This window comes from Campylobacteraceae bacterium, assembly GCA_013215945.1.
Lineage (GTDB): Bacteria > Campylobacterota > Campylobacteria > Campylobacterales > Arcobacteraceae > NORP36.
On record JABSOM010000008.1, the window covers coordinates 108,951 to 122,515 of the forward strand.

Below are 13,565 nucleotides of genomic sequence, written 5' to 3' on the forward strand. Positions count from 1 at the left end.
TCAAGATTCCCCCTGAATATCTTGGATTTCTTTATTTTCTTTGGTTTGAGTTTGCTATAATTGACAAAAGGAAATTCATGGAAGAATACAGCATCGTATCATTTATGCCTGATTGGGCTTTTGTTACCTTAAGTATTATATTTTTAGCTGCTCTACTTTATTTATTTATTAAAATCTTTATTATTAAACCTGCTTTTTTTTATTATATAGAAGATAATCTGTATAAAATAAAATGGAAATGGAGATGGAAAAAAGATAAAATTATTGAACTGTATTGTTTTTGTCCTAAGTGTGAAGACAGGTTGGTTTATGATGATACTTCTTGTAAAGACAGTTATTCCCTTAATAAAGAAACAAAATTTATTTGTGAAAAATGTCATTTCTCCAGTTCTTTAAGTGGTGGGGATATTTCTTATTCTTTAAATATAATTGAGAGAGAGATTAATAGAAAAGTGAGATTAGATATATATGAAAAATGATGATGTTAAACTAGAACGATCTTATGAAAAAAATCTTAAGATTATGGGGAGATCTCTTCGCACATCTCGAATTATGCTTATTTGTTCTTTGGGAATTGTTTATACTGTAATGTTATTTATGGAAAACAACTCTTGGATTGCTTTGGCTTTTACTGGTTTTTTTACTGCATTATTGGCTTTTACTTTTTATGCAAAACAAATAGGAATTGTATATTTTGGCGAATATTCTCTAGAAGTTTCTGCCTCGGGAGATATTTTCATCACAATCCTACATGGACATTGTCCTAAGTGTGAAGGCCATTTAAGACTGCATAAAAAAAGAAAAACATTTAACAGTTTTGTTGTTTTTATTAAATGTGATCGTAATGATTCTCATATTTGGAATGCAGATGCTTTTGAAAAAGAGCATAAAGATGCCCCTCAATAAACTAAGCTTCAAATTTTTTATAAATGTCTTTATTTTTTGAAAATATTTTATACAGTACGTTTTTGTAAGTAAATTCTAAATAATTGGCATGTAACCACAATCTTGAAGCACCTGTTTCTTTTATTCGTAAGTCTTTATCTAAAGACTTACTCAAATATTCTTCCACAATATCATCATTGACTCCATAAATGGGATCTCCTACAATTCTGTATCCTATTGAATATAAATGTACTCGTATTTGGTGCTGTCTTCCTGTGTGTGGAATGGCTTCTACTAAAGTGATGTTTTTTTCTTTTGAATATTTAATGGGTTTGATATAGGTTAAAGAGCTTTTTCCCTCTTCTTCTTCACATACTTTCATTCTTACGCCAATTTTTTTGCCTTCTTTTATGATGTTTTTATCAATCTTTATCTCTTCTTTTAACTCACCTTCTACAAGGGCTAAGTAGGATTTTTTATAGGCTTTTTTCTCAAACATTTCTGCAAGTGCTTTGACTGCTTTTTCCTCTAGCCCTAAAAGTAATAAACCAGACGTTTCAGCATCAATTCTATGGGCTTGATTGGCTTTTTCTCCAAAATGAAATCGTATTTCATCCAAAAGAGAATATTTTGTATTTTTTGAGTTTGGATGTATCATTAAGTGAGAGGGTTTATCAAATAATGCAAATTCTTTAAAGGTAAGTAAGGGCTGTAATCCTCTTGTATGTCCCTCAAATTCGGCTATATAAATATGATCATCACGAACAAGCTCTGAATTGCTGTAGGCTATTTTTTGTGCATCAAAAACTCTGTGTCTACTCATCATTCTTTGAGAGAAACTAGGCGTAAGCCCTAGTTCTTGTAGTAAGAATATTTGTATTTTTTTTCCTATAACGGCATTATATTTTTTTAGTATAAAGGGCAAAACTATTTCCTAATTTTAAGTGAAATTTTATCTAAAATTAAACAAAATCTATGTCTACTTTAGATAGAGTATCATACTTAAAAAATGACTAAAATTTAATAAAATGAAGAAGGCTGATTAATGGTTGAAAGATACGCTAGAGAAGAGATGACAAAAAACTGGACACAAGAAGCAAGATATGCAGCATGGCTTAAAGTTGAAAAAGCGGCTGTTAAAGCTTGGAATAAAATAGGTCTTATTCCTGATGCTGATTGTGAAAAGATTGTTAAAAATGCTACTTTTTCTGTTGAAAGAATTGAAGAAATTGAAGCTATTACAAGACATGATTTAATTGCTTTTACTACTAGCGTATCAGAAAGCCTTGGAGATGAGTCAAGATGGTTTCATTACGGTATGACTTCTTCAGATGCTGTTGATACAGGGGTAGCACTTCAAATGAAAGATTCATTAGAAATCATTATTAAAGATGTAGAAATGTTAATGGAATCTATTAAAAAAAGAGCGATTGAACATAAAATGACTTTAATGGTAGGAAGAAGCCACGGTATTCATGGAGAGCCTATCACTTTTGGTTTAACTTTGGCTGTTTGGTATGATGAAATGGCAAGACATTTAAAGAATTTAGAACAAACTATGGAAGTTATTTGTGTGGGTCAAATTTCTGGTGCTATGGGTAACTTTGCTCATGCACCGCTGGAACTTGAAGATTACGCAATGGCTGAATTAGGATTAAAATCTGAGCCTTGTTCAAATCAAGTAATTCATAGAGACAGATATGCAAGACTTGCTACTACTTTAGCTTTAATTGCATCTTCAATTGAGAAGTTTGCAGTACAAGTTCGACACTTACAACGAACAGAAGTTTATGAATGTGAAGAATTTTTTGCAAAAGGTCAAAAAGGATCTTCTGCTATGCCTCATAAAAGAAATCCAATTCTAACTGAGAACATTACAGGTCTTGCAAGAATTATTAGAACCTGTGTAACTCCCGCTATGGAAAACGTTGCTTTATGGCATGAAAGAGATATTTCACATTCTTCAACGGAAAGATTTTGGTTACCAGATGCATTTATTACGAGTGATTTCATGTTGCATAGAATGAATAATGTAATATCAAACTTAACGGTAATGCCTAAAAATATGATGAAAAACTTAAACCTAACAGGTGGTTTAGTATTTTCTCAAAGAGTATTATTAGAGCTTCCAATTAAAGGCGTAAGCAGAGAAGATGCATATAGAATAGTTCAAAGAAATGCAATGAAAGTTTGGGAAAAGATTCAAGATGGAGCTTCTAGTACTGATGCAAATGGTGAGTCTTTATACTTAGGGCATTTATTAGCAGATGAAGAATTAAGAAAAAGTTTAAGCGAAGAAGAAATCAGAGAGTGTTTTAATTTTGATTATTACACAAAAAACGTGGATGCGATTTTTAAGAGAGTATTCAAATAGAGCCTGAGCTAAATATAAACAAAAAAAAATATTTAAGGTAATAATATGGGAATAATGATACAAAAACGAAATGGACGAAAAGAAGTTTTAGATATAACTAAAATTCAAAAAATGACTATTGAATCAACTGTAAACTTATCAGGTGTTTCACAAAGTGAGTTAGAACTTGATTCTCAAATCAAATTTATTGATGGTATGAGTTCTGCTGATATTCAAGATGCATTAATTAAAACAGCTGTTGAAAAAATTGACATTGATGTTCCAAATTGGACTTTTGTAGCAGCGCGATTATTCATTTTTGATTTATATCATAAAGTAGGACGAGCTACTGGCGGAATTAAAGGCCAAGCATACGCACATTTTAGGGATTATATAAAAACATCTCAAGCTTCAGGGAAAATGATTCCTGGTTTAGAGATTGGTTTTGATTTAGAAGATTTAAATTCACATATCGTACCTGAGCGTGATTTTCAGTTTAATTATCTTGGAATTAAAACACTGTATGACAGATATTTAATCAAAGACAAAGACGCAGAACCTATTGAATTACCACAACAAATGTTTATGGGTATTGCAATGTTTTTAGCACAACATGAAGACGACAGACAAGGAAGAGCAAAAGAATTTTACGATGTAATTTCTAAATTTGAAGTTATGTTAGCAACACCTACTTTATCAAATGCAAGAACAAACAGACATCAATTGTCTTCATGTTATATTGGATCTACTGCTGATAAAATTGAAGGTATTTTTGATACGTACCATGAAATGGCATTATTGTCTAAATATGGTGGAGGAATTGGTTGGGATTGGAATCAAGTTAGAGCTTTAGGTGGTGTTATTGATGGTCATAAAAGTGCTGCTGGGGGAACCGTTCCTTTCTTAAAAATCACTAATGATGTTGCAATTGCAGTAGATCAATTAGGTACAAGAAAAGGTGCGATTGCTGTTTATTTAGAGCCTTGGCACATGGATATTGTGGATTTCATTGATTTAAAAAAGAATTCAGGAGAAGAGAGACGAAGAGCGCATGATTTATTCCCTTCTTTATGGATTACTGATTTATTTATGGAAAGAATTTTAGAAGATTCTCATTGGACATTATTTGATCCTTATGAAGTAAAAGATTTATGTGAGTGTTTTGGAGATGAATTTAAAGAAAAATATATTGCTTATGAAAATGATCCAAGTATTACAAAAAATCAAATGAAAGCAAAAGATTTATGGAAAAAGATTTTAACCTCTTATTTTGAATCAGGAAGTCCTTTTTTATGTTTCAAAGACAATGCAAACAGAGCAAATCCAAATGGCCATGTTGGACATATTAGAAGCTCAAATTTATGTACAGAGATTTTCCAAAATACAAGTCCAAATATCTATAAAATCAAATTAGAATATAACGATGGTTCGTTTGATGTATTTGAAGAAGAAGAGTTAATTACTGTTGATTCTGGAATTACAAAAAAAGCCAATAAAGTGACGGCTTTAGATTCTATTGGTGGAAAACAAATCTTTATAGTTGAAAAAGAAAAAATTGATGGAGATACGGCTGTTTGTAACTTAGCTTCTGTAAACTTAAGTAAGATTTCTTCAAAAGAAGATATTGAGCGAGTGGTACCTATTGCTGTTAGAATGTTAGACAATGTAATTGATTTAAACTTTTATCCTTTAAGAAAAGTAAAAGCTACGAATTTAAAATCACGTTCAATTGGACTTGGTGTTATGGGTGAAGCTCAAATGTTAGCTGAGCAACAAATTCACTGGGGAACACAAGAACACTTCAAAAAAATAGATTCTGTAATGGAAAGTATTTCTTACAATGCTATAAAAGCTTCTTCTGCTATTGCTAAAGAAAAAGGTGCTTATCCTACGTTTGAAGGTTCAAACTGGTCTAAGGGTATTATGCCTCATGATCATACACCACAAGCTGTAAATGCTTTATTGAATAAAGATTTATTTGACAGTGGATATGACTGGGATGCTTTAAGAGAAGATGTAAAAACAAATGGAATGAGAAATGGATATTTAATGGCAGTTGCTCCTACTTCATCTATTTCTATTTTAGTGGGAACTACGCAAACAATTGAACCAGTATTTAAAAGAAAATGGTTTGAAGAGAATTTATCAGGATTAATTCCTGTAGTTGTTCCAAAACTAAGTCCAGAAACATGGGCATATTATACACCTGCTTTTGAAATAGATCAATTAGATTTAATAAGAGCAGCAGCTGTGCGACAAAAATGGATAGATCAAGGTCAAAGTACGAATGTATTTATGTCTTTGGATAAAGCAAGTGGAAAATACTTACATGAAATTTATATGTTGGCATGGAAACTTGGATTAAAATCAACCTACTACCTAAGAAGCCAATCTCCTGAAGCTGCAAATGATGTAGAAGACAGAAGCATGGAATGTTCAGGTTGTCAATAAAAAGACGAAACAGTAGAAAAAAATAAAATTGATAACAGGAAAACAAATGAACGGCAAATTTGAAAAAAAACTAATTTACAACCCTCACAGTACTGAGACTTTAAGTGAGAGAAAAACCTTTGGAGGAAATCCAGATGGTATGCTTAACTTTACAAAAGCAAAGTATCAATGGGCTTTAAATTTATGGGATGTAATGGAAGCCAATACTTGGTTTCCAAAAGAAGTACAAATGACAGGAGATGCTAAAGATTATAAATTTTTATCGCCTGCTGAAAAAAGAATGTACGATCTTGTTTTAGCCCAGTTAATTTTCATGGATTCTTTACAAACCAATAATATTATGGACAATATGAATCCGTATATTACTGCACCTGAAATCAATGCTATTTTATCACGTCAAGCCTATGAAGAAGCGAATCATTCAAAATCATACGCTGTTATGGTTGAGTCTGTATCTGATAATACGGATGATATTTATGACATGTGGAAAACCGATCCTATGCTTCAAAAAAAGAATGATTTTATTGCTAAAATCTTTTCTACTTTAGGAGAAGATTTAACGGATGAAAGTATTGTTCTTTCAATGTTTGGAAATCAAATTTTAGAAGGTATGTATTTTTATGCTGGGTTTGCAGCTATGTATGCTCTTGGAAAATCAGGAAAAATGTTAGGTTCTTCTCAAATGATTAGGTTCATCCAAAGAGATGAAGTTACTCATTTATTATTATTCCAAAACATGATTAATTCTACAAGATTAGAGAGACCTGAGCTTTTTACTGCTGAGTTAGAAGAAAAAGTAAGAGTGATGGTAAGAGAAGCGGTTGAAATAGAATCTGAATGGGGTTCTTATATAACACAAGGACAAATTCTAGGGTTTACTGATGCAATCATTAAACAATATATTCAATATTTAGGCGATAAGCGTCTTGAAGCTGTTGGATATAAAGCAGAATACAATGTAAAACATCCTATTCCATGGGTTGATGGATATGCAAGTTTTAATGATCAAAGAACAAACTTCTTTGAAGGAAATGTAGTTAATTATTCAAAAGGAAGCATCGACTTCGACGATTTCTAAAAAAAGAATATTTTCTAATATTTTTTTATGCCAATCTCCGCGTTGGCATTTAAATTTTAGGAACTTACCTACTTTAGTAGGCTCCTCTCTAAAATACAAATACCGCCTTGACCTTAAAATAATAGGAGAATATAAAATAACTCCTAAGGATTATCATAAGTATACTTATTTTGTTATACCCCTCGTATAATAGAATATACAATAATAATTTTAATAAAAAGGATTTAGTGTGAATATGAAAGATGGAAAAAATAAATATAAATTTTTCGCAATATTATTTTTATTATCAGCATTTATTAGTTTTATTAGGTTTATAATAACTACTGATATTCCATTGTATAATTTTATTGAAATTATTATTCTAATAGTTATTTCAATTTACTTGTTTACTAAATCTAAAAAAATTGAAGAAGATAATCCAAAAGATAATGAAAAAAGAAATCTTATAGTATATGAATCGGACAATATTATAAAGTGGGAAGAGTTAAAATTTAATATAGAAGAATTTTATAAAAAGAATTACTTTTCTCGTATTGTAATAAACAAAGAAAATACGTGGATGATTAAAAAAAATGAAAATGAAGAGAATAATACTTATATCGCTATGTTTCTTATGAGTAATTGTATAAAAATAGAAGTTTTTAATGCAATACCTATTGATAGTAAAATAATAGATAACTTTAACTTAAGAGTTGTAACTTCAGGAATGGAGGGAGAGGCACCTTTATTTATTCTCCAAAAAGATTAAAGTATTATTTGATTGTTTCAAAAGGTACCAAATGAAACGTACTATTGTATTTTTAACGAGCTCATACAAAGTGACCTTTGCGCTTTTTTCTTTTTCTTAATTGTAAGAAAAAGAAACAAAAAGAAGCAACTGACACATTGATAAAGCCCTTCGGGTTCCTAAATATTTTTATTTGTTAGCTAGGTTCAAAAACTCACTAAAATGTGCTAAAGAGCACATTTCTAACGCTCAGACAGTTTTCACCTTTTTCCGCTAAAAAATAAAAATATTTAGCTTTCTCAAAGTCAGGGGAAGAGCCCAAGGAAAGATTATTTTACTTAATATATGTTCTGTACTCTTTACTCTTTTGAATATATTTAAAAAGAGAAAACATTTAAAAGTAAAATGTGGAGCGGTAATCCTGCCTTTGTTGAAGCCGAGTGTTTATTTATTGTTTCGAAACAGCATGAGGACTGTGTGACCGTTAAGAAAGGTGCTTTAACGCACGTTTTAGGGAGTTCCGCAAGGCAGAAACAATAAATAACAAGCGAGGGCAACCGGAGGTCTTCAACAACTTGGCAGTTGCTTCTTTTGTTACGTTTCTTTCAATAAAGAAAAGTAAGGAGCGTATAGCTTCAGCTTTACATGAGCTCTAAAAACCAGACACATAAAAGAATATGAAAATTACTTCTAAATTATTATCATAAATATATTTTATTTTTAAAAAGTAAATTATAGTCTATTGATTGATTATAGTGAAATGTATTTAGTTGGATTGAAAATGTTTGTAAGTTAATAAAAAATGGATTTTGTATTTTAAGTAATATATTAACACATATTTAGAAATTAATCTAAATATGCATTAACGCATCTAAGACTCGAATTATAACAGATATTTCTTATAGTCATCTTAATAATTACACTTATTGTAAATAAAGTTTTTATATATTTTGATATGCTCAAAATATTCCTTTGTACTTTTATTTCTGCTATTTCAATAGACTTTAAAACTCTTCTAATATAATCTTTAATAATAAAAGGAAAACAGTGGAATTAATCATAAGTATTTTTATCTTTGCCCTAAGCTCTAGCATAACCCCAGGACCAAATACTGTAATGATAATGGCATCAGGCCTTAACCATGGAATTAAAAACAGCCTTCCCCATGTTTTTGGTATCTGTTTTGGTTTTCCTATCATGGTAATTCTTTTAGGCTTAGGTCTTGGTTTTATTTTTGAAAAATACACTTTTTTACATGAAATAATAAAAATCACAGGTGTTTTATATTTGCTTTTTTTAGCCTATAAAATATCCACATCAGCAAAAGCTTCTTTTAAAAGCAAAAAATCAAAAGCAATGACTTTTGTACAGGCTTTTATTTTTCAATGGCTTAATCCCAAAGCATGGGTTGTAGCAGCTGGTGCAATCTCTGCTTATACGAACGCTTCTTCGAATATTTATTCGCAAGTTTTTTTAATAGCTTTTATCTTTTTCCTTGTGGCTTTTCCCAGTGTATTTATATGGTTGATTTTTGGAAGTAAATTAAAGAAAGTTCTTAAAAATAACAAACATCACAGAATATTTAATTATACAATGGGATTTTTATTGTTTTTATCTATTCTTCCAATAATAAATGAGCTCTTAATAAAATATATTCTATAAATAAAGCGATTTAAATTCACCCTATAAAATTTTGTCCCTAAGAATAAATCTCTGTTTTGTAATAATTAATGATTGAAGTTATTGTTATTTAAGAGCTCAAACAAAGTGTTTTTGGTACTTTTTGCTCTGTAAACAGAATTTACTGTGGATATTTTTATGATGATAGAACGATAAAAAATACTGGTTTTTTACTTACTTTTTAGAAGTGGAATTTATTACACTTTAGAATATTTATTGGATAATAAAATATCCATATTTTCCCCTATTTTCAATGTTTTAAATCAATTCTTTTTTCTTTGTATAGAGATATAATTTTATATGTTACAAAAATAAAACCTCTCTTACGATACAAGGAGCAAGCATGAACATCAACAAAATATTCTTTAGTTTTGCAATCATTTTTCTTTTTGCACTGGCAAGTGCTTTTTTTACGATATCAACGATTAAAAAGTTAAATGCTCATACACAAAAGATGTATACCCACCCTTTTAGTGTAAGCAATGCTATTGCAAATATTCAAACCTCCATTATTACGATGCACAGAAATATGAAAGATGTAGTTCTTACGAAATATTCTTTTCATCAAAGTAAAGAAATAAGTGTTGTCATTAAAAATCCTTTAGAACTGTTAAAAATCATTGAAGCTATTCAAGAAGAAGAAAGTAAGGTTTATAAAGAATTTGATCTGATTTATTTGAGATACTTAGGAAAAAAAGAAGACATTGATGTTTCTTTCAAAGCTTTTAAAGAGTGGAAAGTTATACGGCAAGAAGTTATCTTTCTTATTTATCAACACAAATTAGAAAAAGCCATAGATATTACTAAAGGCAAAGGTGCTAAACATATAAATGATTTATATAAACAAATTGATGTGCTTAAAAGTTTTGCTTTTAATAAAGCCAATGAATATTATGAACTGTCCTTAAAAGATGAGCCTTTGGAGCAAATAATTATGGTATTTGTGGCAACTTTTTTTCTAGCTACCCTGATTGTTATGTACGTGGTTAGTACGCTTTTAAAAAACAATAAAAACAATCAAAAACAGTTAAATCTAATTGATCAAAATATTTTGACATCTAACATGTCTCTTGATAAAAAAATACTCTCAATTAGCAGTGCTTTATGTTATGTATTGCATACGAAAAAAGAAAAAATACTTAACAGTGAAAACAAGTACTTTTTTACCAATGAATCACATTTCCTCAATTTTGAAAATACTATATATTCTGGGAAACACTATAAAGGTGAAATACCAATTACAATAGAAGAAGAAGATGTTTGGTATGAAATTGAGGTTCTCCCAGAGTTTAACGATAAGTTTATTTTAGAAAAGTTTACTATTTTATTAACAAATATTTCAGATAAAAAACAAATAGAAAAAGTCTCTATTACGGATACTTTAACCTCTTTATATAATAGAAATTATTTTGAAATGATTTTTTCAAAAGAGATTAATAGAGCAAAAAGAGAACATAAAGAGTTAAGTATTATAATGTTGGATATTGATTATTTTAAAAAATATAATGATACTTATGGCCACCAAGAAGGTGACCATGCACTAAGAAAAGTGGCAAGTATAATTATCTCTCATACAAAACGCTCAAATGATTATGCTTTTAGAATTGGGGGAGAAGAGTTTATTATTCTAAGTTATCAAGAAGATATGGCTGCTTTAAATAGTTTTGCCATGAGTTTTATTAGGGATATTGAAGCTTTACACATTCCACACAAAAAAAACAATATATCCAAGTATGTTACTATATCGGCAGGTGCCATTCTTTTTGGTACAAATAACGTATTATCACCAGATGAAATGTATAAAAAAGTAGATGAGTTATTGTATAAAGCAAAAAATGCAGGCAGAAACAAAGTTGAAAGTATTTATTTTAAATAATAAGTTCTTATGCGCATGTTTTATTTAATCTGTACATAAAACTTTTTAGTTAAACTATGCAAAATAATATTGGAGAAACATGTTCACAGATACAATAAACCCAAGATTTTCTGAAACAGATGCTTTAGGGCATATAAACAATAATACGTATGGAATTTGGTTTGAAGCAGCCAGAGATTCAATTTATAAAATATTCATTCCTTCTTTAAATGCAAAAAAATGGAATTTAATTATGGCTCACAGTTCTTATGATTTTTTAGCTGAAGTGCATTATGGAAAAGAAGTTATTATAAAAACAGCGCTTGAAAAAATAGGAAATTCTTCTTTTCATTTAACCCATGCTGTGTATCAGAACAAACATTTGTGTACAACAAGTAAGGGTATTTTAATTCATTTTGACCATGACAAAAAGAAGTCCGTTGTTATTCCTTTGCATATTAAAGATGAGTTAAATAAACATCTTTTTAATAAAGCTTGGCCTCTCAAACTAGCTGATTTGGATGAACTTTAGATAAATAAGTTTTATTTTATTGTAAAACTAAAACAAGTCCCAAAGCAATAAAAAAGAAACGTGCAAATTTAATGAGCATTTTCATTGTATATCCTTTATTTATCTAGTTTATCACAGTATCTTTTTTTCTCTAATTAAGAATTAGAGTTAAAGGCTTTTTTTAAGCCTTTACACTCTAGTTAAATGAGCTTTGATACGTAAGTTCATACTGTGTCTCTAGGTTAAACGAGCTCTTTTTAGGTAATTCTATAGTATAAATATAAGAATACAAAGCATCTTTTTTAAAAGAACAATTATTTTTGCAATTATGTTCTATATCAATATTTTTGACATTTGATGAGTTATACTGTTCTCTTATTTCTATCAATCTTTTTGTATTGCTTTTATTCTCAATTTTTCTTATATAAGAGCTTTTAATATAACGTTTTGTTCGTTTAAACGCTGTTTGGTTGATTTCTTGTGAGATATCAAAAAACTTACCAATATTAATAGAGATTTTTTCATCAAGAGAAGTGTGTTTTATACTACTTTGACCGATAAAATGAGACAATGTTTCATCTTTTTTGTACACCCTAATTGTTCCTTTTGGCAAAGGTATACCCAAACCATCGTTTTTTGTATTATTAAGTTCGATAATATGAGAGAGTTTGTTACTAGGAATTTTATTAAATGCATGAAAATAAATTGAATTTTTACTTTGTGCTTTTGTTTTTATTTTTAAATTTTGTTTATTAATAAAATTGATTTGTTTTTTTTCTTTATTGTTTATGCTTTCTTTAAAAGGTATTTTATACAAATGATACCCCGCAAACTCTTTTTGCGAAACTACAGGGGAACTTTCCATGAGTGCCATTGATTTGTATCTTCTTTGTAAGTTTATTTTAGGTGCATTTGTTTGTACTTCTCCTGCTATTACGTAAATATTTGCATTCTCATAGGATTTTCCTGAATTATTATTAATAGTAATCCAAGCGGAAAGAGAATTTGTTTTATCCAGTTTTAAAATATAATCACTTTTCCACGAAATATTACGTGTAAGATAATTTAATTCTATGTTTTGCAGACCTTTTTTTGATTTTGTATTCCAAATAAGAGAAGGTTTTGTAAGCAAATCTTTTGGAAGTGAATCAAAAATGATATCGCTGTTTTTAATACCTGAAATAATTTCATTGTTTTTTTGAAGTAAGATTGGGTTTAAAGAAAGTAAAATAGCTTTTTCTTTTTTATAGGTATAAGCACTTGAATATACTTTATAGGTGATTTCTTTATTGATGTGTTTTTGAAGTAATTTGTTTAAAGATAAAATATCATAATGATAATTTTGGGAATATAAAATGGTTTTTTTTGAAAAAGTAGGAATAATGGATTCAAATATAACAGAAGAAGGTATGCCTTCATATATAAGTGTTTGTTTTCCCTCTTTTTTTAAGTTTATACTTCTGTGTTCATTTATCATGGCAAGATTATTGTTATAGATGCTTATTGAGATATCTTTGCTATGTAATATTTTGCTTGTTTCTTGAGAAAATAAATTACTTGTAAGTAATAATATAAGGATACTTTTTTTTAAATGATTAACGTACATACTGGCCCTTTGTTTATTGTTTATTTTTAGTATACAATAGAAATTAAGATAAAAGATACTTATAAATAGTGTACTTATTGTTAAGCTTTTTTGATATACACTGCTAAATATATTATTATTTGAGGATTAAAGATGATAGAAAAAAGAGTAAAAGATTTTTTACAAGAATCTTTCCTAGACTTAGGAGATTTTACTTATACTTTTGAAGAAGACAATAAAGAATTAATTGTTATTTTTACAGAGATTTTTACTAAACCTTTTGAAAAAGAACTTTTGTTTAAAGAAATAGAGGGTATTTTGTACTTTCATTCTATTTCTTATGGTCATAAAAACATAGAAAAAGGGCAAAATATAAAATATTTTTGGATTGAACTGTTAAGTGAGCATTAAATAAATTTTTTTATTATATTGTTTTTAAG

The 13,565-nt window shown here is 29.0% G+C and carries 12 protein-coding genes; 10 read left to right on the forward strand and 2 right to left on the reverse strand.

The window, feature by feature from the left end; all coding sequences use genetic code 11:
- The first annotated feature begins 77 nt into the window (after positions 1–77).
- Positions 78–479, forward strand: a complete 402-nt coding sequence (locus HRT41_09980; GenBank protein ID NQY24354.1) for a hypothetical protein — start codon at positions 78–80, stop codon at positions 477–479.
- A complete protein-coding gene (locus HRT41_09985) occupies positions 469–906 on the forward strand; it encodes a hypothetical protein (GenBank protein NQY24355.1) in 438 nt (145 codons plus the stop codon). The genes HRT41_09980 and HRT41_09985 overlap by 11 nt, the downstream gene beginning before the upstream one ends.
- A 1-nt stretch (position 907) precedes the next feature.
- Here HRT41_09985 and HRT41_09990 read toward each other — a convergent pair whose 3' ends face one another.
- Positions 908–1,810 (reverse strand): RluA family pseudouridine synthase, encoded by a 903-nt coding sequence (locus HRT41_09990; GenBank protein NQY24356.1) that lies wholly within the window; start codon positions 1,808–1,810, stop codon positions 908–910.
- A 120-nt stretch (positions 1,811–1,930) separates the two neighbouring features.
- On the opposite strand from HRT41_09990, the gene HRT41_09995 reads away from it, so the two are divergent.
- From HRT41_09995 to HRT41_10025, 7 genes are all read left to right on the forward strand, one after another.
- Positions 1,931–3,259, forward strand: a complete 1,329-nt coding sequence (locus tag HRT41_09995) for an adenylosuccinate lyase (protein ID NQY24357.1) — start codon at positions 1,931–1,933, stop codon at positions 3,257–3,259.
- A 45-nt stretch (positions 3,260–3,304) separates the two neighbouring features.
- Positions 3,305–5,689, forward strand: a complete 2,385-nt coding sequence (locus HRT41_10000) for a ribonucleoside-diphosphate reductase subunit alpha (protein ID NQY24358.1) — start codon at positions 3,305–3,307, stop codon at positions 5,687–5,689.
- Between the two features lie 46 nt (positions 5,690–5,735).
- The gene (locus HRT41_10005; GenBank protein ID NQY24359.1) at positions 5,736–6,767 is read left to right on the forward strand and encodes a ribonucleotide-diphosphate reductase subunit beta; all 1,032 of its coding nucleotides are present in this window, start codon (positions 5,736–5,738) and stop codon (positions 6,765–6,767) included.
- A 229-nt stretch (positions 6,768–6,996) separates the two neighbouring features.
- Entirely contained in the window at positions 6,997–7,515 is a 519-nt protein-coding gene (locus HRT41_10010; GenBank protein ID NQY24360.1) for a hypothetical protein, read from the forward strand.
- Between the two features lie 1,026 nt (positions 7,516–8,541).
- Positions 8,542–9,156, forward strand: a complete 615-nt coding sequence (locus HRT41_10015; GenBank protein NQY24361.1) for a LysE family translocator — start codon at positions 8,542–8,544, stop codon at positions 9,154–9,156.
- Between the two features lie 361 nt (positions 9,157–9,517).
- Positions 9,518–11,050 carry a diguanylate cyclase gene (locus tag HRT41_10020; protein NQY24362.1) on the forward strand — a complete coding sequence of 511 codons (1,533 nt, stop codon included), beginning with the start codon at positions 9,518–9,520 and terminating at the stop codon, positions 11,048–11,050.
- A 79-nt stretch (positions 11,051–11,129) separates the two neighbouring features.
- Positions 11,130–11,561, forward strand: a complete 432-nt coding sequence (locus tag HRT41_10025) for an acyl-CoA thioesterase (protein ID NQY24363.1) — start codon at positions 11,130–11,132, stop codon at positions 11,559–11,561.
- A gap of 175 nt (positions 11,562–11,736) precedes the next feature.
- Here HRT41_10025 and HRT41_10030 read toward each other — a convergent pair whose 3' ends face one another.
- Positions 11,737–13,146, reverse strand: a complete 1,410-nt coding sequence (locus HRT41_10030; GenBank protein NQY24364.1) for a DUF4139 domain-containing protein — start codon at positions 13,144–13,146, stop codon at positions 11,737–11,739.
- A gap of 132 nt (positions 13,147–13,278) precedes the next feature.
- Between HRT41_10030 and HRT41_10035 the strand changes: the two genes are divergently transcribed.
- Entirely contained in the window at positions 13,279–13,536 is a 258-nt protein-coding gene (locus HRT41_10035) for a hypothetical protein (protein ID NQY24365.1), read from the forward strand.
- Positions 13,537–13,565 lie beyond the last annotated feature (29 nt).

What these genes read in the sequence shown, in the direction of transcription:
- HRT41_09980 (NQY24354.1), top strand. Translation starts at nt 78, where the DNA reads ATGGAAGAATACAGCATCGTATCATTTATGCCTGATTGGGCTTTTGTT.
- HRT41_09985 (NQY24355.1), top strand. Translation starts at nt 469, where the DNA reads ATGAAAAATGATGATGTTAAACTAGAACGATCTTATGAAAAAAATCTT.
- HRT41_09995 (NQY24357.1), top strand. Translation starts at nt 1,931, where the DNA reads ATGGTTGAAAGATACGCTAGAGAAGAGATGACAAAAAACTGGACACAA.
- HRT41_10000 (NQY24358.1), top strand. Translation starts at nt 3,305, where the DNA reads ATGGGAATAATGATACAAAAACGAAATGGACGAAAAGAAGTTTTAGAT.
- HRT41_10005 (NQY24359.1), top strand. Translation starts at nt 5,736, where the DNA reads ATGAACGGCAAATTTGAAAAAAAACTAATTTACAACCCTCACAGTACT.
- HRT41_10020 (NQY24362.1), top strand. Translation starts at nt 9,518, where the DNA reads ATGAACATCAACAAAATATTCTTTAGTTTTGCAATCATTTTTCTTTTT.
- HRT41_10025 (NQY24363.1), top strand. Translation starts at nt 11,130, where the DNA reads ATGTTCACAGATACAATAAACCCAAGATTTTCTGAAACAGATGCTTTA.
- HRT41_10030 (NQY24364.1), bottom strand. Translation starts at nt 13,146, where the DNA reads ATGTACGTTAATCATTTAAAAAAAAGTATCCTTATATTATTACTTACA.
- HRT41_10035 (NQY24365.1), top strand. Translation starts at nt 13,279, where the DNA reads ATGATAGAAAAAAGAGTAAAAGATTTTTTACAAGAATCTTTCCTAGAC.